This window comes from Nocardia macrotermitis (assembly GCF_009604405.1).
GTDB classification, from domain to species: domain Bacteria; phylum Actinomycetota; class Actinomycetes; order Mycobacteriales; family Mycobacteriaceae; genus Nocardia; species Nocardia macrotermitis.
Window position 1 is genome coordinate 1 of sequence record NZ_WEGK01000018.1, and the last position, 18077, is coordinate 18077.

The window sequence follows — 18077 nt, forward strand, 5'->3', positions numbered from 1 at the left end:
GCCCGTGGAGCCCGGCGGCCAACCCGCCGACCGGGCCACCCAAGATTGCCCGAAAGCCGCTGATCAGCGGCAAACAACCAATCCGAACCCGATCACGCCGGGCCGCAGGCCCGGCGCAAGATCCAGGCTAACGGGGCTCGCCCACTCACCCGAAGCGTTGTGGTGATCTTCACTCGCGAACTCGGCCGCCGCCGCCGAATCTGAGAGAAAACAAAGGAAAGCCACAGGCTCCGGTCAGGCGCGGGACGCATCCTGGTCGAGGTAGCAGGAATCGGCGAGGGCGAGGTGCGCGATGGTCGAAATCGAGGTCACGGGGACGACGGTGACGGTTCAGGTGCTCGGCGCACATCGATTCCTGTCGCTGCGCGAGCAGGTCACCTTCGATCTGGCGAATATCACCGCGGTCGTACCGGCCGAGATCGATCTGCGGCCGCCGTGGGTGCGCGCGCCGGGCACGTTCTTCCCGGGCGTCATCGCGGCCGGGATCTTCCGCGGTAAGCACCGCAAGGAATTCTGGGACACGCTCTTCGACGGGCGCGGGGTCCGGATCGAGTTGTCCGGGACCGATTTCACCCGGCTGGTGCTGGACGTCGCGGATCCCGAGGCGGTGTGCCGCCGGCTGAGCCGGGCCGCCGCGGCCTGATCAGGATGCGGCGGTCAGATACTGCTGCACGAATTTGCTCAGCTGCGGCCGCAGCAGCTGCGATCCCCAATCACCCCATCGGCTGAGGAATCCGTGGTCCACCCACGGCAGCTCGTACGTCTGCACCGGAACTCCGGCGGCGTTCAGGGCGGTGGCCAATCGGGTGGTCTGGTTCGCGGGCACCAGGTGGTCGCTGCCGCCCTGCACCAGCAGGGTGGGCGGCAGCCCCGGCGCGACGTGCTCGGTCGGTGAGGCGGCGAGGTAGCGATCCCGCTGCTGCGCGATGCGGCCGCCCGTGTAGCGGTCCAGCATCGTGCGTATCGCGTAGGGCGTCCGCGTATCGTCCAGTGCCGCAGGAAGGTTCGTGATCGGGTAGAGCGCGATCACCGAACGCACCGGGGCCTCGGGCACCTCGCAGGTCGGCGGGAACTGCGCATCGCCGACGGTGTACGCGGCCATGAGCGCGAGATTCCCGCCCGCCGAATCGCCCGCGACCGAGATGTTCGACGAAGCGATACCGAACTCCCCGGCGTGCGCGCGCACCCAGCCCAGGGCGCATTTCACATCGCCGGTGGCCTGTTGCCAGCGCGCGGGCGGCGCGAGCCGGTAATCGATGGAGAACACGGTGACACCCTGGGTCGCCAACCAGCTGAACCAGCTGTTGCTCTCACCGCGGTTGCCGTTGACGAATCCGCCGCCGTGCACGAACACGATCGCCGGCGCCCCAGCCGCGGGCTGCGTCGGGCGATACACGTCCAGATCCAGCGCCTGGCCGTCGATGGTGGCGAAAGTCGTTGTCCGCGTGGGTGATCGGTGCGGACCCTGATCGGAGAAGGAAAACACCGACACCGTCGAACCGTGCGCGGACGCGGTGCGCCACGCGGTCAGCCAGGGCACCAGCACGACCGTGAGCGCCAGCGCCGCCGCGATCACCCCGGCCGCGAGCCGCCAGACCTTGCGGCTGCGCCAGGACACGATCGCGACCACCACGCACAGGAAACAGCCCACCGCGAACCACAGCGTCGCCGCCGACAGCGCCAACCCGGCGGCGCCCACCACGTCCTGTAGCCAATCGACCGGGATCCGGGGTGCGAAGAAGATCGCGCCGCCCACGATCACCACAATGCACAGCAGCCAGGCCGCGGCCGAGGCGAGCCGGGGCGCCAGCGGTTCCTTGCGTGCCCGATGTGCCGCTCGTCGTTCGCCCGCAGTCGCCTGCGCGATATTCGACATGACCGTATTGACCTCCGCGTGGTGGGTCCCAGCTAAGCAGACCGGCGGGGATGACGCCGGGCGAGCCGATCGAAACCCGATACCGGGCCCGGACCGGGGGATCTGCCCGGCCGACGGGGTGTATGCCCGGATCGGTGACCAGCAAATGATGGGCGACAACGTGTCGCGGTGCAATGCGGCGCGCGGGTGCGCGGTGTGGCGGGGTTCACGATCGATCCGCATTCGCTATAGTGCTCGCATTTGCTGCGTCATAGCCGAAATTGCGTCATCAGCGAGGTCGTTGCCAGTAGTCCGGTTCCACCGCAAGGTTTCAGGAGGCGTGCTGTGCTCGGTTCGGTAACTGCGGATGGAACGCCGGAATGAGGGGCAAGGATCGCAAGGCCGCGGTCGGGTTCGCGATCTTCGGCCTGGTGGCGCTGCTGGTGACGGTGATGATGTGGAATACGCTCGCCCGCACCGTCAAGGGGCAGACCGACAGCTATTCCGCGACGTTCACCGATGTGCTCGGGCTGCGTCCCGGTGACGATGTGCGCATGGCCGGGGTGCGGGTCGGCAAGGTCGACTCCATCGGCACGGTGCGCGATCCCGCGAGTCACAAGTACGTGGCTGCGGTGACCTTCCGGGTGCAGCGCGATCAGCATCTCTATCACGACACCAAAGCCCTTGTGCGGTACCAGAATCTGATCGGGCAGCGCTACGTCGCGCTGGAGCCCGGGACCAAGGGCGAGCCCACGCTGCTCCCGGCCGGGGGTGCGATTCCGCTGGCGCAGACCGAACCCTCCTTCGACATCTCCCAGCTGCTCAACGGATTCGAGCCGCTGTTCCAGACCCTGGACCCCGCCCAGGTCAACGATCTGACCGGCACGTTGATCGAGGCGTTACAGGGCAACGGGGTCTCGCTGAGCGCGTTCATCACCCAGGCCGCGGGCCTGGCGGGGGATTTCGAGCGGCGCGACGCGATCCTCGCGGACATCATCACGAATCTGTCGGGCGTGATGAAGAGTCTGGCCGCACGCGGTGACCAGCTGGAAACCCTGATCACCCAGACCCGCGCGCTGGTCGGCGGCCTGTATCGGCAGGGACAGTCGCTGCTCGCCTCGACCGATCAGATCGCGGGCGCGACGAATTCGATGGAACAGCTGGTGCAGCGGATCCAGCCCAAGATCGCCGCGGCGCAGGATTCCTCGCACGACGCGTTGACCATGCTGATCGCACACGGTGCGCAATTGGATCAGGCGGCGATCGATCTGCCCAGGATGTTGTCCGATCTGGGCGGCGCGACGCAGGACGGCGCGTTCGCCTCGGCCTACGTGTGCAGCCTGGACGTGTCGCTGTACGGGATTCTGCTGCCGCGCGGAATTCTGACCCAGATCGGCGGCAATTCGCATTCGGCGGTGTGCCGCCCCTGAGGTGCCGCCCCTGAGCCGGACCGGTCTGCGGTGCGGTCCGGCTCGGGGGCCACGCTCAGCCCTGGAGGCCGACCTCGATCTCCAGGGTGAGGGTGATCTTGTCACCGATCACCGCGCCGCCCTCGGGCAGCGGCATATCGATGGTGATGTCGAAATCCCGCCGGTTGATGACCGTCTTGGCCTCGAATCCGGCGACTGGCCCCGCGCCCATCCCCGGATTGCTGCCGAGGAATTCGACCGCGAGGGTGATCGGCTTGGTGACGCCGCGAATGGTGAACTCACCGGCGACGTCGAATTCGCCCGGCTCGATCCGGAATTCGGAGGTGGCGAACGTCGCGAGCGGGAATTCCTCGGCCTTGAAGAAATCGGCGGTGCGCAGATGCGCGTCGCGCTGTTCGTTGTCGGTGGTGACCGAGGAGACCTGGATCTGCGCCTCGGCGCGGGCGGCGCCGTCCTCGCCGACGACGAGTTTGCCGGAGAAGTCGCTGAATCGTCCGCGGACCTTGCTCACCATCAGGTGGCGCACGGTGAAGCCGAGTTGGGAATGGGCCGGGTCGATGACCCAGGTTCCCGCGGCCAGGGCATGGGAGGTGCCGGCTGTCATGAGGATCTCCTATCGGTTCGCATCCGATGGTCTACTGCATGAAATGCCGACAGTCTAGGTCGTTTCGTGCCCCGAGCAGCGGTTATCGGTTGGGCCGGAGATTCAGCGGGCTTACACCGACGGACCGCCCGGGAGCGGTCCGTCGGTGAGTGGTGCGGGCGCTAGGTGCGGGCGCGCACGAACTTGTAGATGATCAGGACGATGACGGCGCCGACGATCGCGCCGATGAAGGTGTGCTCGATCGGCTGCCGGAAACTCAGCTTGTGTGGGGCGAAGACCAGGCTGCCCAGGGTTCCGCCGACGAATCCGCCCACGACGCCCAGCACGATGGTGCCGATCCAGCCGAAGCTCTCCTTGCCCGGGACGAGCAGACGGGCGATGGCACCGGCGATCAGGCCGATGATGATCATCCAGACGATGCTCATGATGTCGACTCCTGTACGAGTTACTCCGACGGGTGCTCCAAAGGTAGCAAGACTCGAACGGGCATAGGGCGATTCGGACCGCCGGACCGCGGTGTCGGGTACGGTTGAGCCGAGGGAGAGTGGGGCAACCGTGCAGGGTCTTCTCGTCGACAGCTCCGATCAACGCCTGCTTCGCGACGGGGTCGCGCAGATCGCGTCGAAATACGGGGCGGAATATTTCCTGGAGCGTTCGCGCGCCGGTGCGAAGCTCGACGAACTGTGGGCCGATCTGGGGTCCGCGGGCATGCTGGGGGTCCATCTGCCGATCGAACACGGCGGTGCCGGCGCGGGCCTGACCGAATTGTCGATCGTCGTGGAAGAGCTTGCGGCGCACGGCATTCCGCTGCTGTTGACGGTTATCTCACCGGCCATCTGCGGATCCATCCTGGCCGCGCACGGCTCGCCGGAACTCGCGGCCGCCTGGCTGCCGGGGCTGGCCGACGGCACCCGCAAGATGGCCTTCGCGCTCACCGAACCCGATTCGGGATCCAACGCGCACGCCGTGCGCACCTTCGCCCGCGCCGACGGTGCGGACTGGATCGTTTCGGGCGGAAAGTGTTTCATCTCCGCGGCCGACGAGGCCGATGCGCTGCTGGTCGTCGCCCGCGCGGTCGACATCGCCGATACGCGGCGAAATCCGTTGTCGCTGTTCGTTGTTCCCACCGACGCGAAAGGCGTTACGCTGCAACCACTGCCGACCGCGGTGGTCTCCCCGGACCGGCAGTTCACCGTCTTCCTGGACGAGGTCCGGCTGGGCCCGCAGGCGCTGATCGGCTTGCCCGGCAAGGGATTACCGCAGGTGTTCGCCGGGTTGAACCCCGAACGCGTGCTGGCCTCGGCGATCAGTTGCGGCATCGGTCGTTACGCGGTGGCCAAGGCGGTGGACTATGCCAAGGAACGCCGGGTGTGGTCGGTGCCGATCGGTGCGCACCAAGGCATTTCGCATCCGCTGGCCGAATCCCACATCGAGGTCGAACTGGCCCGGCTGGCCACCCGCGCCGCGGCGCAGCAGTTCGATGCCGGTCACGATGCGGCCGCCGCGGCCAACATGGCCAAATTCGCCGCCGCCGAGGCTTCGCTGCACGCGTTGGATCAGGCGATCCAGGTGCACGGCGGGAATGGGCTCACCCCCGAATACGGCCTGGCCGAGATGTGGTTCACCGCGCGGCTCATGCGCACGGCGCCGGTGAGCCGGGAGATGGTGCTCAACTACATCGGCGAGCACACGCTGGGACTGCCCTCGTCCTATCGGACGCCACGACGGCCGCCCGCGGACCACGCGGATCTGTTACCGGAACCGCTGGTCCGCTGACGGCCGTCGCCGGGTCGACTACGCAGGGCTCGGAATGTGCTTGGCCGCGCCACGCACCTGGAACGCCTCCACGATCTCCATGAGGCCCATGAACAACAGCCACCAACCGGTCAGGACGGTCAGCGCGGCGATCGAGTGGATCGGCCACACCACCATGACCACGCCGCCGATCAGCAGCAGCACACCGAAGACGATCGTCCACCCCTTGCCGGGCATGCCCGAGGGCGATTCGGTGCCGCCGATCAGCACCGCCATCCCGCGGAACAGCCAGCTGACCGCGATCCACAGCGCCAGCAGCACCAGCGAATCGCCGATGTGCCGGAAGCAGAACACCGCCAGGATGAACGACAGGATGCCGCTGACGATCGACAGCACCCGCCACCCGGCCCCCACGTGCGGGCCCATCGCCGCGACGAGTTGCAGCACACCGGAGAACAGCAGATAGAAACCGAACAGAATGCCGGCGACGACGAGTGTCGGCCCCGGCCAGATCAGGATCATGAGGCCGATGACCACCGACAGGATGCCGATGACCAGCAGCGACTGCCACGCACCGCGGGCCAGCAGATGCAGTGGCCCTTCGGTTACTCCTTCTTTGCTGGTTGTCATTTGGGCAGGATAAGTCCGGTTCAGCCCCTCGCGGACCATTAGCTGAACTCGAATGGGTTACGAATGCCGAATCGGCGCGCCGCCTCAGACGCGGACGGTGGCCCGGCCCCGGTGGGTGCGGGCGAACTGCCCCGGTGACTGACCCCGCCAGGACCGGAACGCCGAGGTGAACGCCGAGACGCTGGAATAGCCCAGTCGTTCCGCGGCGTGCTCGACCGTCAGCCCGGCGATCAGCATCTCCTCCGCGAGCAGCCCGACGGTTTCGTTGCTGACCTCGCGGAAGGTGGTGCCCTCGCTGGCCAGCCGCCGACGCAGGGTGCGCACGCTGACGTCCAGGTCCGCGGCGATATGGGTCTGGTCGGCGACGCCGCCGTGCCGGATCAGCAGTTCGCGCACCTGACCGCTCAGGCCGGTGCGGTTGCGACGCTGCTGGATCAGATCCGCGCACTGGCGCTCGTAGTAGCGCGCGGTGACCGGATTCGATTGCGGCATGGGCTGATCCAGGGCGCTGGTGTTGCCGATCAGCACCGTGCGTTCGGTGCCGAACACGAGTTTGTCGACCCCGAGCAACGTCCCGAACATCTCGTAGATCGGGTGCGGATCCACCGCGATCTCCGCCCGGATCATCGGCAGTCGCGAGCCCAGCACGTCCTGCGTCACGGTCGCGATAGCTGCGAGGTCGCGCTCCAGTACGAAGCGGTGCAGATCGGCCGGAATGGCGCGATCATCGCGGATGAACCAGAACTCCTGGCCGTGGTCCTCGAGAGTGTGGTGCGCGAAGGTGAACGACAGATCGGCGTACTGGAGCACCATCTCCGCGGCCCGCCGCAGGGTCGGGCTGCTCATGGCCGCGAAGCCGAGAACACCGAAATTCGGTGCGTGACAACTGAGTCCGGCCATCAGACCCATGCCCGGCTCGTCGTCCAGGGCGGCCACGACGTTGCGGGTCAGCGCGATCTCCTGGGCGAGGGTGATCTCGGTGCTGTGATCCTGCAACTGGTTCTCGGAAAGACCTGTTCCGGACAGCAGCGACGCCATCGACAGGCCACGCGATACGGCGTACTCGATCAGCAGCGCCGCCCCGCTGATCGACCGCAAGCGACCGGACTCCTCCGACGTTCTCGCATCGTTCACCTGCAAATCCTCGCAGAATCGGCGCTGATTCGTGGCGAAATGCGGTGCGCCCGTACACTTTACTCACGAGTAAGTTTGCTGGCGACGTCCCATATTCGGTGATTCCTGGCCCAATCCGCGCTGGTTGAACGTTCACGATAGCCATACGGTTTTCATATCCCGCACTGCGCTCGGGGAACCCTTGCGACCCGGTCGTTTGCCGAATCGACCTGTGAGCTGTGTGTTCGCGGTGTGGGTACCCCCATCCCATCGCGACCGGAGTGAACCTCGAATGTTGTCGATTCCCTCGAATGCCGCCAGGGACTCCTGGATCACCGTGACCGCACCCGCCGACGGACGAATTCTGGGTACGTTGCCGATGCACACACCCGACCGGGTGCACGCGACCGTCGCCCAGCTGCGCGAGGCGCAGAGCGAATGGCGCGCGATGGGGGTGGTGGGCCGGGTGCACTGGCTCACCGCCTTCCGGGACTGGCTCCTGGACAACGAGGATCCGATCGCCGCGCTGCTCGCGGCCGAGACGGGTCGATCCGCCACCGCCGCTCACCAGGAGTTTCGGCTCGGTATCGACACGCTGGACTATCACCGCACCCGCGGCGCGGACTTCCTGAGCCCGCCCCGCACCCGCGCCGGCCGGGTGCCCGGCGCGGCATTGCGGCTGGCCGTCGCGCACCGGCCGTGCGCGGTCGCCGGGGTGATCTCCAGCTGGACCGCCCCGATGGCCACGCCGTTGCTGGACGCGGTTCCGGCGTTGCTGGCCGGATCCGCGGTGGTGGCCAAGCCGTCCTCGGTGACGCCGCTGACGATGCGCGCGCTGGTCACGGGCTGGCTCGATCTGGGTGCGCCGCCGGTGTTCGAGTTCGTCGCCGGGCCCGAGTCCGGTGCGGCGGTCGTGGATACGGTCGACGCGGTGCATTTCAACGGTTCACCGGAAACCGGCAAGGTGGTGGCGCTGCGCGCGGCCGGTCGGCTCATTCCGTGCGGGTTGGACATCGGCGGGAAATCGGCGGCGGTGGTGCTGGCCGGGGCCGATATCGGGCGGGCGGCCACCGGTATCGCGCTGGGCGGGCTCGCGGGCTCGGGGCAGAGCTGCGCGAGTATCGAGCGGGTGTTCGTGGAATCGGCGATCTACGACGAGTTCCTGGATCGGCTGGTCGAGGAGGTGCTCGCGTTCGGTTCGCACGATCCGGACGATTCGACTGTGGAGGTGATGACCTCGGCCGCGCATGTGGACAATGTGCGCGATCAGATCGCCGACGCCATCGTCAAAGGTGCGCGGGTGCGGGTCGGGGGGAACGGTGAGGGGCAGATCATGCAGCCGACCGTGCTCGCGGACGCCGATCCGGCGATGGCGGTGCTGACCCAGCAGACGCTCGGGCCGGTGTTGCCCGTGGTTCGCGTCGCGGATGCCGAGCAGGCGATCGCGTTGGCCAACGAGCCGTTCGCGCCGTGCGCGAGTGTGTGGACCGCCGATGATGCCGCCGCCGATGACGTGTGGGCGCGATTGACGGCCGCGCGGATCGCGATCAACGACGTGTCGGTTCATCTGGCCACCGCATTTCGCGTGTAGTTCTTTTATATGTAAATGCTTGTCCTGCAATGTAATTCGAGAAAAAGGCAATCCGGGTTAGACAATTTCGAACACGGAAGAGAGAGATGAGTATTCATTGCGGTTGTGTCTGCGTCGGTGCGGATTTCGCATTCGAGGGGGTGAAATGATGAGCAGCTGGCAGATTTTCGTCGTCGTGATGGCGACGGCCGCCGCATTGGCGGTGCTGTTGCTCATCGTGCGCCCGCCGCGCCGGATGACGCCCGGTCGTAGCGTCGCGGAGATTCGCGCGCGACTGGACGCGGAATCCGCCGGGCCGATCCTGGAGTTGCTGGCGGGGCACAGTGCGCCCGAGCAACCGCTCGCGGTGCCCGAGGCGCATCGCGTCATGCAGGAGCATCTGGATTGTGCCGCCGCCTCCTGCGCGCGCAAGGCCGCGGCGCTGGGGGTGCTGGTCGAGGCGGGGCATCTGAAGCCGCGGACCGCCGCGATCGTCGGAGAGTCGCTCATCTCGGAGCGGCATGCCGAGCCGGTATCCGTGGGATCCTGAGAAAAGCGTTGTCGCGCAGGGGCTTTCGGATCGACTTCGGAAGTGGTCGGTGGTCGGCCGGGGCGGTCGTTCCGGATCGGGACTAGGGTGGGGAATCGACGGATAACCGTCCATTCACTCCCGCCCAGTGCGAAGGAACGACAGTAATGGATCTGAGTCTGCACTACTGGAACTTCTCGACTCCGTCGGATCCGGCGCGGATCGCGCCGACCCTCGCCCGCACCGCGCAACTCGCCGAGCAGGCCGGTTTCGCGGAGTTCACGGTGATGGACCACTACTTCCAGATGGAGATGCGCGGTCGCGCCGAGGAACCGATGCTCGAGGCGTACACCACGCTGGGGTACGTCGCGGCGCTGACCGAGCGGATGCGGCTGGCCGTGCTGGTCACCGGCGTGATGTACCGGTACCCGGGCCTGCTCGCCAAGATCGTGTCCACCCTCGACGTGCTGTCCGAGGGGCGCGCGCAGCTGGGCATCGGCGCGTCCTGGTACGAGCGTGAACAGCTCGGACTCGGCGTGCCGGTCGTCCCGATGGCCGAGCGGTTCGAGCGCATGGAGGAGACGCTGCAGATCTGCCTGCAGATGTGGAGCGACAACAACGGTCCGTACAAGGGCAAGCATTACGAACTCGCCGAAACCCTGTGTGTCCCAGCGCCGTTGACCCGGCCGCGCCCGCCGATCCTGATCGGCGGCGGCGGTGAGAAGAAGACGCTGTTGCAGGTGGCGCGCTACGCCGACGCGTGCAACCTGTTCGGCACCGGCCTCGAGGATGTCACGCACAAGCTCGAGGTGCTGCGTGGGCACTGCGAGGCCGAGGGCCGCGACTACGACGTCATCCGCAAGACCCTCACCGCCTTCACCTCCCCGGCCGCGGATCCGGACACCTTCCTCGCCGAGGCGGAACAGTATGCGGCGCTGGGGATTACGCAGATCGACGTGATGCCCGACGGCGATCCGATCGAATACACCGAGAAGGCCGCGGGCGTGATCGAGCGGCTCGCCGGGCTGTAGTACCCACGCTTCCGGCCCGCTCCGGCAGGCTTGCGGCGGGTGGAACGAAGGGTGAGCGCCCCGCAAAATCGGAGCCGGCCCCGGGGCGGGGATGTGTGACCGATGCCGTGTTCGCCGGAATCGACCGGTGGGCGCGGCATCGGCGCGTTTCGGGGGTGTGTGCTGGTAGGGGTGGTGCGAGGCTGTTGACCACATACCCGTGGGGGGTATATGTTGCTGCTGGAGCGCGGCTCGTTCGGGGTCGTGGCTACGGCGGAAACGAGGTGGCTGATGCATGCGGTAGGGCATATGTTGGCGTTGACCGGGTCGATGACCTGGGAGATTCTGTGGGCGCTGATACTCGGGTTCGCGCTGTCGGCGGTAGTGCAGGCGGTGGTGCGCAAGTCGACGATCGTGCGGTTGCTGGGGGACGATCGGCCGCGGACGCTGGCGGTCGCGTCGGTGTTGGGGGCGGCCTCGTCGTCGTGTTCGTACGCGGCCGTCGCGCTGGCGCGGTCCCTGTTCCGCAAGGGGGCGAACTTCACCGCGGCGATGGCGTTCGAGATCGGGTCGACCAATCTGGTCGTGGAACTCGGGATCATTCTGGCGCTGCTGCTGGGGTGGCAGTTCACCGCCGCCGAATTCATCGGCGGACCGATCATGATCGTGCTGGTGGCGGTGCTGTTCCGGTTGTTCGTGCGGTCGCGGCTGGTGGAGGCGGCGCGGGCACAGTCCGAGCGCGGGCTGGCCGGATCGATGGAAGGCCATGCGGCCATGGACATGTCGGTCGCGGGCGAGGGGTCGTTCGGGCGGCGGCTGCTGTCCGGGCGCGGGCTGACCGCGGTATCGCACGTCTTCGTGATGGAGTGGGCCGCGATCCTGCGCGACCTGATCATCGGGCTGCTGATCGCCGGTGCGATCGGGGCGTGGGTGCCGGATACGTTCTGGCAGCACTTCTTTCTGAGTGATCATCCGCTGCTGTCGGCGATCTGGGGGCCGATCGTCGGGCCGCTGGTGGCGATCGCGTCGTTCGTGTGCTCGATCGGGAATGTGCCGCTGGCCGCGGTGCTCTGGAACGGCGGCATCAGCTTCGGTGGCGTGACCGCGTTCATCTTCGCCGACCTGCTGATCCTGCCGATCCTGAACATCTACCGCAAGTATTACGGCACCCGCATGATGCTGACCGTGCTGGGCGTGTTCTACGTGGCCATGGTCGGTGCCGGGTACCTCGTCGAAATCCTCTTCGGCGCAACGGGACTCGTGCCCGCTGAGCGTAACGCCATGGTCATGGAGGAGGGCATCCGGTGGAACTACACCACCTGGCTCAACATCGTATTCCTGTTGCTCGCGGCGGTTCTGGTGATCCGGTTCGTGCGCACCGGGGGAATTCCCATGTTGCGCATGATGGGTGGTTCACCGGACGCGGAACACGGCCACGCGCACGAACATTCGATGCCTGATCACGGTGACGGCGAACATGCCGATCACCGAGATCACGACGGGCACGCCGGTCACGCGGGTGCGTGATGACGTAACTGCTCGACAGCGCGGGAGAAGTGGCCGTGATGTTCGCGGGCCACGGTGAGAGCGTCGTCCGCGGTGTCGACGTCGGTGAGGACGGGGAGTCGCCGGACCCGGCATCCGCAGCGGCTCAAGGCTTCTCGGGTGAGGTCGCCGGTGTGGGCGGTCGACATGGGAACCTCGGCGAGGGTGCGGGCGGGTCGGGGGTCGGTCAGGCCCAGGGCCCACCAGCCGCCGTCGGCGGCCGGACCCAGCACGGTGTCGCCGCATTCCAGCAGCAGGGTCGCCGAGACCGCGAGCAGGGCCGGGCCAGCCTGCGGGGTGTCCATGCCGATCTGGAGGACCGGCAGGCCCGCGCGGGCGGCGTCGGCGTGGGCGTTGGCCAGGCGCTGGCCGAAGGTTTCGCCACGTTGCGGGATCAGCTCGAATTCGGCCAGGGCCGTGGACAATTCGTCGGACCGCTCGGCCCGGGTGAGGTCGCCGGTCCAGGCGACCACCCGATGACGCACGCCGCTGTGCCGCACGGCGCGGAGCGTGTCCAGCAGGGCCGCGGCGGCGAGCTGGGCCGCCTCCCGCGGTGAGAAGTCCGGTGTGAGACGGGTTTTCGCGAATCCGGCGATGGGCGCCTTGGCGATCACCAGCAGGGTGGCGGGGATACCCGCCGAGGAGGAGGTGGTGATCATCGCACGCTCCAGAAGTCCGCGACGGCGCGCACGGTACCGCGGACCGAACCCGAAACCTTGGATACGCCATGGGTTCTCGGCCGGTAACTGATATCGCGCTCGACGATCCGCCAGCCCGCCGCGCCCGCGCGGATCAGCAGCGCCAGGGGATATCCCGAGCGCGGATGCAGCGGACCCAGCGCGATCAGGCGATCACGCCGGGTGACCCGCATGGCGGCGATATCGTGCACCGGCAGACCGTGCTGTCGGCGCAGCAGCGCGGCGATCAGCAGATTACCCAGCCGGGCGTGCCAGGGCCACGCGCTCGCCCGCACCGGACGGCGGCGGCCCACGACCATATCCACGGTCGGGTCGAATTCGCCCAGCAGACAGGGTAATTCGGCCGCGTCCATGGAGCCGTCGCCGTCGAGCACCGCGACCAGCGCGGTGTCGGCCGCCCGCACGCCCGCCTCGACCGCCGAACCGTAGCCGGGCACCGGCTCGGTGACCACGGTCGCTCCGGCGGCCCGCGCTACCGCGGCGGTGTCGTCGGTGCAGGCGTTGTCGACCACGATCACCCGGTATCCGTACGGCATCGCCGCCAGTACGCCGGGTAGTGCCCCGGCCTCGTTGTGGCAGGGGATGACGACGGTGACGTCCCGCGCGCTCAGTGCATCGCTCACCTCTCGACCGTAGGCCCGCGACCACCGATTTCGGCCCAGGGAACCGATGACGAAAGTATGACGGGACGCGGTGCGACGGTGCCGTGCGGCGAATTCGGCGCCCGGCGCGGCCTAGGGTGAACGGGTGCAGCAGGTGATTCCCGCCCGGGTCCGGCGTGTCTCGGGCGCACGCGCCGACGTGATCTGCGCGGTCGCGGCCGCGCTGCTGGTCGTGGTGGCGTTCGCGGTGCCGCAGATCCGCGGCCAGCAGTGGTCGAAACATCTGTACGCCGCGGCCGCGCCGATCTTCGGGATCTGGGGGCCGCACCTCGGCTGGGGGACCGGTCCGGCGATTCTCGTCGCGGTCCTGGTGGTGCTGCGCGGGCCCGAACTCGCCCGCAGGTTGCCGTGGCGGCCGATGTTGCTGGTCGCCTGGGTCACCTCGATCGCGTGGATCTTCTCGCTCGCCATGATCGATGGCTGGCAGACCGGTTTCGCGGGGCGGCTCGCGCGACACGAGGAGTATCTCTACGAGGCCGGGCGGATTACCGACATCGGCGCGATGCTGCGCGAATTCTCCGGTCGCATACTGGATTTCCAGCCGGACTCGTGGGCGACGCACGTCTCCGGACATCCGGCCGGGGCCCTGCTGACCTTCGTACTGATGGACCGGATCGGCCTGCGTGGCGGGGCGTGGGCGGCCTGGCTGGTGGTCTCGGCGGGCGCGTCCGCGGTCGTTGCGGTCGCGGCAGCCCTGCGTGCGCTGGGTGCGGAGGATCGAGCCCGGGCCGCGGTGCCGTACCTGGTTCTCGCACCCGCCGCGGTCTGGCTGGGAGTTTCGGCCGACGCGCTGTTCGCCGGGGTGACCGCATGGGCGGTGGCGCTGCTGGCGATCGCGACCCGGCGCGGTCCGGGGTGGCCTGGGGTCGCGCTGGCGTCCGGTCTGCTGTTCGGTTACGGGTTGTTCCTGAACTACGGACTCACGCTCATGGTGATCCCCGCGGTCGCGGTGCTGTGCGCGCGCGGCATGCGCGCCGCCCTGCCCGCGGCCGCCACACTCGTGGGCGTCGCGCTGGTGGTGGCCGCCTTCGCCGCCGCCGGATTCTGGTGGCTCGACGGCTATCACCTTGTGGTGCAACGCTATTACCAGGGCATCGCCTCGGAACGTCCCTACTCCTACTGGATCTGGGGCAACCTCGCCGCGACCGTCTGCTCGATCGGGTTGGCCGCCGCGGCGGCCCTGCATCGCGTCGTGCGCGGGGTGCTGGCCGGGGGCACGCCGCGGCCCGCGTGGCCCGCACGCCTGGCCGGGTGGCGGGAGCACGTGGATCCGGCGGCGCTGCTGGCCGCGGCGGGGGTGCTGGCCATCCTTGCCGCCGACCTGAGCGGCCTGAGCAAGGCCGAGACCGAACGGATCTGGTTGCCGTTCGATATGTGGGTGCTGGCCGGGACGGCGTTGCTGCCGGCGCGGCGGGTACGGATCTGGTTGGCGCTGCAAGCCGTCGCGGCGCTGCTGCTCAACCATCTGCTGATGACGAACTGGTGATTCGATGCGCATTCTGGTGGCCGATGACGACGCCGTGGTCCGGGAGGTGGTGCGCCGCTACCTCGAACGGGACGGCTTCACGGTGGTGGAGACCGCCGACGGTCCCTCGACCGCGGAAGTGTTGGCGCGCAACGAGATCGCGCTGGTGGTGCTGGACGTGATGATGCCGCCGCCGGACGGGATCGAGCTGTGCCGGGCGGTGCGCGCCGGACCGCATCCGGATACCCCGATCATTCTGCTGACCGCGCTCGGTGAGGAGGAGGATCGGGTGCTGGGCTTGCAGTCCGGCGCGGACGACTACATCGTGAAGCCGTTCAGTCCGAGGGAACTGGCGTTGCGGGTGGCCTCGGTGCTGCGGCGGGTGCAGCGTACCGAGGCCCCGGCCGAACAACCGGTATTGCGCAGCGGCGCAATCGAATTGCGGCCCGACGCGCAGGCGGTGCTGGTCGACGGCCGCCGGGTGGAGCTGACCGCCCGCGAATTCGATCTGCTGGCCTTCCTGCTCGCGCATCCACAGCAGGTGTTCGGGCGGGCCGAACTGCTCGAACAGGTGTGGGGCTGGTCCTTCGGCGATCAGTCCACCGTCACCGTGCACATCAAACGCCTGCGTGCGAAACTCGGTGCCGCACACCGCATCGAGACGATCTGGGGTCGCGGCTACGCTTGGGGCCGCCCCGGTGACGAGGACGGAGATCGCTGATGCCCACCGACCTGCTCGGGCTGATCGGATTCGCTCTGGCCGGATCGCTGCCCGTGACCGCGCTGGGCGCACTGGCCATGCGCCTGACCCACAATCGCAGCCTCACCGGCAGCATGGTGTTGCTGGTACTGATTCCTACGCTGGCCACCCTGGTCGGGGTGGTCGCGGTGAGCGGCATGATGTTCACCGACGAACTGCGCCGCATCGCGGTGGTACTGGCCGTGGTCACCATCGTCGCGGTGCCCGCGGCCATCGTGCTGGGGCGGGCCCAGGCTCGAAAGACGGTGTGGGAGCGGCAGATGCGCGAACAGGAACGCGCCGCCGAACGTTCCCGCCGCGAACTCGTCGCCTGGGTGAGCCACGATCTGCGCACCCCGCTGGCCGGTATCCGGGCCATGGGGGAGGCGCTGGTCGACGGCGTGATCGATCAGCCCGAAACCGTGGAGCGTTACGCGAATCGCATTGTCCTGGAAACGAATCGGCTCTCGACCATGGTGGACGACCTGTTCGAGATGTCGAAGATCAACTCCGGCGCGCTGCGCCTACAACTCGAACCGGTGGATCTGCGCGAACTCGTCGACGAGGTCGCCGCAGCCAACCAGCCGACCGCCGTCCGTGCCGGGGTGAGTCTGGTTGCACACCAACCTGATTCGGAGATCCCGGTATCCGCCAGCGATCGCGCCCTGACCCGGGTGCTGACCAACCTGGTCGCCAACGCCATCGAACACACCCCGTCCGGCGGTCGCATCGAGATCTGCTCCGGCATCCGCGACGGCCGGGCCTTCACCCAGGTCACCGACACCGGCCCCGGTATCGCCCCGGAGGATCTGCCCCGCATCTTCGAGGTCGCCTACCGTGGCACCGCCGCCCGCTCCAGTACCGATATCGGCAGCAACAGCGGCATGGGCCTGGCCATCGCCGCGGGCCTGATCCAGGCCCATCACGGCGATATCAGCGCCCACAACCAGGACCTCGGCTGTCGCTTCGAAATCCGCCTCCCGCTGCTGCCGCACCCCGAGACCGCGGCGAGCGCCCGCACTTCGTCCTGATTGCGCCGTTCCGCGATGCCCGAGATCGTCGGGTCGAGGGGGTTGCCGCAGGTGCTACCGTAATTATGTCGATTTTTCTTCGGAGCCGGTGACCGTGGTTCTCGATTCGAAGGAGTTGATGAAGATGCTCGCAGGAATTGCCCGCTCGGCGGCGATCGCCGCAGCAGCAGTCCCACTCGTCGCCCTGGCGGCATCGTCCGCATCGGCTGCCCAGCCCGACACACCGACATCCGCCGCCAGGGACCGGCCCGCGACGTCGACCGTGGATTCGCCCTATATCTGGGTGAACATCTGCGTCCACATCCCGACGCCCGGATCCGCCACCCTGAACTGGTGCTGGCCGTAGTTCCGTTCGCTCGCCCGCGGTCAGCGCCACTGCGGTGCGCCGGTGCCGGACGCGGGGCGCAGGGGTGCGGTGGCGAACTCGGTGAGGCCGTCGGCGGGAGCGATGGTGGCACTGAAATCCAGTAGGGCGCTGGCTCTTTCGGGGCTGGCCACGATGTGGCGGACGTCGCCGGGGCGGTACTGTCCGGTGACGGTGGGTGGTTTGCCGTGGTGGGCACGGGCGAGCAGGTCGGCGACCTCGCGGATGCTGATGGGGGTGCCCGAGGCGATGTTCAGGGGGACGAAGCCGGGGAGCGGGCGGTGCAGGGCGGCGAGGTTGGCCGCGGCGATATCGCGAACGTGGACGAAATCGCGCATCTGCGTGCCGTCCTCGAAGACGCGCGGTGATTCGCCCGCCTCGAGGGCCGAGCGGAAGATGGCCGCGACCCCGGAATACGGTGTGTCCCTTGGCATACCGTCGCCGTAGACGTTGTGGTACCGCAGTGCGGTGACCGTGCCGCCGGTCACCGCGGTCCAGGCGTTCGCGTAATTCTCCTGTGCCACTTTGCTCGCCGCGTACAGGCTGCGCGGGCACAGCGGGTTGTCCTCGTCGATCACGCTCCAGCGCAACGGTTCTCCGGTTTCGGGATCGAGATGATCGAACAGTCCGCGATCCAGATCGTCTCGTCGGCGCGGCGCCGGAACCGCCGGTGTGCCGTCGGCGGTGTGATACCGGCCCTCGCCGTAGACGACCATCGAGGAGGCCAGCACCAGCCGCCGCACCCCGGTCTCGGCCATCGCGGCCAGCAGGACCGCGGTGCCGAGATCGTTGTGGCTGGCGTAGGCGGGTGCGTCGGCGGCGCTGACCCCCGCACCCACCACCGCGGCCTGATGGCACACCGCGTCGACCCCGCGTAGCAGCGCGGTGAGCGCGTCCGGATCACGCACGTCGACCCGGTGCACCTGCTCGGGCGCGGCCGCGTCGATCCCGTGTGCGGCCGCCAGCATGAGATCGACGGCCACCACCTCGTCGCCCGCGTCGGTCAGCGCGCGGCGAATATGGGACCCGATGAAGCCGGCCGCGCCGGTGAGCAGTACCCGCATCGCCTCAGGCCGG

Annotated in this window: 19 protein-coding genes; 11 read left to right on the forward strand and 8 right to left on the reverse strand. The window is 68.1% G+C overall.

Features of this window, described 5'->3' with window-relative positions:
* Positions 1–292: 292 nt before the first annotated feature.
* Positions 293–643, forward strand: coding sequence for a hypothetical protein (locus tag NRB20_RS31025; RefSeq protein ID WP_153414973.1), 351 nt, complete (start codon positions 293–295; stop codon positions 641–643).
* Here NRB20_RS31025 and NRB20_RS31030 read toward each other — a convergent pair whose 3' ends face one another.
* On the reverse strand, positions 644–1876 hold the full coding sequence (locus NRB20_RS31030) for an alpha/beta hydrolase (protein WP_194290073.1): 1233 nt from the start codon (positions 1874–1876) through the stop codon (positions 644–646).
* Between the two features lie 359 nt (positions 1877–2235).
* Here NRB20_RS31030 and NRB20_RS31035 point away from each other — a divergent pair, with 359 nt between their 5' ends.
* Complete coding sequence (locus NRB20_RS31035) at positions 2236–3285, forward strand: MCE family protein (protein WP_153414975.1); 1050 nt, start codon at positions 2236–2238, stop codon at positions 3283–3285.
* A 55-nt stretch (positions 3286–3340) separates the two neighbouring features.
* On the opposite strand, the gene NRB20_RS31040 is transcribed toward NRB20_RS31035, so the two are convergent.
* On the reverse strand, positions 3341–3889 hold the full coding sequence (locus tag NRB20_RS31040; protein ID WP_153414976.1) for a YceI family protein: 549 nt from the start codon (positions 3887–3889) through the stop codon (positions 3341–3343).
* A 161-nt stretch (positions 3890–4050) separates the two neighbouring features.
* Positions 4051–4314 carry a GlsB/YeaQ/YmgE family stress response membrane protein gene (locus tag NRB20_RS31045; protein ID WP_153414977.1) on the reverse strand — a complete coding sequence of 88 codons (264 nt, stop codon included), beginning with the start codon at positions 4312–4314 and terminating at the stop codon, positions 4051–4053.
* 130 nt (positions 4315–4444) lie between these two features.
* Here NRB20_RS31045 and NRB20_RS31050 point away from each other — a divergent pair, with 130 nt between their 5' ends.
* Positions 4445–5665 carry an acyl-CoA dehydrogenase family protein gene (locus NRB20_RS31050; RefSeq protein WP_319945615.1) on the forward strand — a complete coding sequence of 407 codons (1221 nt, stop codon included), beginning with the start codon at positions 4445–4447 and terminating at the stop codon, positions 5663–5665.
* Positions 5666–5683: 18 nt separating this feature from the next.
* Here NRB20_RS31050 and NRB20_RS31055 read toward each other — a convergent pair whose 3' ends face one another.
* Entirely contained in the window at positions 5684–6274 is a 591-nt protein-coding gene (locus NRB20_RS31055) for an HdeD family acid-resistance protein (RefSeq protein ID WP_153414978.1), read from the reverse strand.
* An 84-nt stretch (positions 6275–6358) separates the two neighbouring features.
* Positions 6359–7408 carry an AraC family transcriptional regulator gene (locus tag NRB20_RS31060; protein ID WP_153414979.1) on the reverse strand — a complete coding sequence of 350 codons (1050 nt, stop codon included), beginning with the start codon at positions 7406–7408 and terminating at the stop codon, positions 6359–6361.
* 271 nt (positions 7409–7679) lie between these two features.
* Between NRB20_RS31060 and NRB20_RS31065 the strand changes: the two genes are divergently transcribed.
* The 4 genes from NRB20_RS31065 (at position 7680) to NRB20_RS31080 (ending at position 12023) form a co-directional block, all read left to right on the forward strand.
* The gene (locus NRB20_RS31065; protein ID WP_153414980.1) at positions 7680–8978 is read left to right on the forward strand and encodes an aldehyde dehydrogenase family protein; all 1299 of its coding nucleotides are present in this window, start codon (positions 7680–7682) and stop codon (positions 8976–8978) included.
* 148 nt (positions 8979–9126) lie between these two features.
* Entirely contained in the window at positions 9127–9507 is a 381-nt protein-coding gene (locus NRB20_RS31070) for a hypothetical protein (RefSeq protein ID WP_153414981.1), read from the forward strand.
* A gap of 146 nt (positions 9508–9653) precedes the next feature.
* Positions 9654–10517 carry an LLM class F420-dependent oxidoreductase gene (locus NRB20_RS31075; protein WP_153414982.1) on the forward strand — a complete coding sequence of 288 codons (864 nt, stop codon included), beginning with the start codon at positions 9654–9656 and terminating at the stop codon, positions 10515–10517.
* 270 nt (positions 10518–10787) lie between these two features.
* Positions 10788–12023 carry a permease gene (locus NRB20_RS31080; protein ID WP_153414983.1) on the forward strand — a complete coding sequence of 412 codons (1236 nt, stop codon included), beginning with the start codon at positions 10788–10790 and terminating at the stop codon, positions 12021–12023.
* Here the strand turns inward: NRB20_RS31080 and NRB20_RS31085 are convergent.
* Positions 12008–12700 (reverse strand): TIGR04282 family arsenosugar biosynthesis glycosyltransferase, encoded by a 693-nt coding sequence (locus NRB20_RS31085; protein WP_153414984.1) that lies wholly within the window; start codon positions 12698–12700, stop codon positions 12008–12010. The genes NRB20_RS31080 and NRB20_RS31085 overlap by 16 nt on opposite strands.
* Positions 12697–13362, reverse strand: a complete 666-nt coding sequence (locus tag NRB20_RS31090; protein WP_319945616.1) for a glycosyltransferase family 2 protein — start codon at positions 13360–13362, stop codon at positions 12697–12699. Before NRB20_RS31090 ends, NRB20_RS31085 begins: the two co-directional genes overlap by 4 nt.
* Before the next feature lie 124 nt (positions 13363–13486).
* Between NRB20_RS31090 and NRB20_RS31095 the strand changes: the two genes are divergently transcribed.
* The 4 genes from NRB20_RS31095 (at position 13487) to NRB20_RS31110 (ending at position 16982) form a co-directional block, all read left to right on the forward strand.
* The gene (locus NRB20_RS31095; RefSeq protein WP_319945617.1) at positions 13487–14887 is read left to right on the forward strand and encodes a hypothetical protein; all 1401 of its coding nucleotides are present in this window, start codon (positions 13487–13489) and stop codon (positions 14885–14887) included.
* A 4-nt stretch (positions 14888–14891) separates the two neighbouring features.
* The gene (locus NRB20_RS31100) at positions 14892–15587 is read left to right on the forward strand and encodes a response regulator transcription factor (RefSeq protein WP_153414985.1); all 696 of its coding nucleotides are present in this window, start codon (positions 14892–14894) and stop codon (positions 15585–15587) included.
* Entirely contained in the window at positions 15587–16636 is a 1050-nt protein-coding gene (locus NRB20_RS31105; RefSeq protein ID WP_153414986.1) for a sensor histidine kinase, read from the forward strand. Before NRB20_RS31100 ends, NRB20_RS31105 begins: the two co-directional genes overlap by 1 nt.
* 88 nt (positions 16637–16724) lie before the next feature.
* The gene (locus NRB20_RS31110; protein WP_153414987.1) at positions 16725–16982 is read left to right on the forward strand and encodes a hypothetical protein; all 258 of its coding nucleotides are present in this window, start codon (positions 16725–16727) and stop codon (positions 16980–16982) included.
* A gap of 20 nt (positions 16983–17002) precedes the next feature.
* Here NRB20_RS31110 and NRB20_RS31115 read toward each other — a convergent pair whose 3' ends face one another.
* Positions 17003–18064, reverse strand: a complete 1062-nt coding sequence (locus NRB20_RS31115; RefSeq protein ID WP_153414988.1) for an NAD-dependent epimerase/dehydratase family protein — start codon at positions 18062–18064, stop codon at positions 17003–17005.
* Between the last annotated feature and the right edge of the window lie 13 nt (positions 18065–18077).

Bases quoted from the DNA above. Each gene is read 5' to 3' on its own strand.
- NRB20_RS31025 (WP_153414973.1), top strand. From the start codon at position 293: ATGGTCGAAATCGAGGTCACGGGGACGACGGTGACGGTTCAGGTGCTC.
- NRB20_RS31030 (WP_194290073.1), bottom strand. From the start codon at position 1,876: ATGTCGAATATCGCGCAGGCGACTGCGGGCGAACGACGAGCGGCACAT.
- NRB20_RS31035 (WP_153414975.1), top strand. From the start codon at position 2,236: ATGAGGGGCAAGGATCGCAAGGCCGCGGTCGGGTTCGCGATCTTCGGC.
- NRB20_RS31040 (WP_153414976.1), bottom strand. From the start codon at position 3,889: ATGACAGCCGGCACCTCCCATGCCCTGGCCGCGGGAACCTGGGTCATC.
- NRB20_RS31045 (WP_153414977.1), bottom strand. From the start codon at position 4,314: ATGAGCATCGTCTGGATGATCATCATCGGCCTGATCGCCGGTGCCATC.
- NRB20_RS31055 (WP_153414978.1), bottom strand. From the start codon at position 6,274: ATGACAACCAGCAAAGAAGGAGTAACCGAAGGGCCACTGCATCTGCTG.
- NRB20_RS31065 (WP_153414980.1), top strand. From the start codon at position 7,680: ATGTTGTCGATTCCCTCGAATGCCGCCAGGGACTCCTGGATCACCGTG.
- NRB20_RS31070 (WP_153414981.1), top strand. From the start codon at position 9,127: ATGAGCAGCTGGCAGATTTTCGTCGTCGTGATGGCGACGGCCGCCGCA.
- NRB20_RS31075 (WP_153414982.1), top strand. From the start codon at position 9,654: ATGGATCTGAGTCTGCACTACTGGAACTTCTCGACTCCGTCGGATCCG.
- NRB20_RS31080 (WP_153414983.1), top strand. From the start codon at position 10,788: ATGCATGCGGTAGGGCATATGTTGGCGTTGACCGGGTCGATGACCTGG.
- NRB20_RS31085 (WP_153414984.1), bottom strand. From the start codon at position 12,700: ATGATCACCACCTCCTCCTCGGCGGGTATCCCCGCCACCCTGCTGGTG.
- NRB20_RS31100 (WP_153414985.1), top strand. From the start codon at position 14,892: ATGCGCATTCTGGTGGCCGATGACGACGCCGTGGTCCGGGAGGTGGTG.
- NRB20_RS31105 (WP_153414986.1), top strand. From the start codon at position 15,587: ATGCCCACCGACCTGCTCGGGCTGATCGGATTCGCTCTGGCCGGATCG.
- NRB20_RS31115 (WP_153414988.1), bottom strand. From the start codon at position 18,064: ATGCGGGTACTGCTCACCGGCGCGGCCGGCTTCATCGGGTCCCATATT.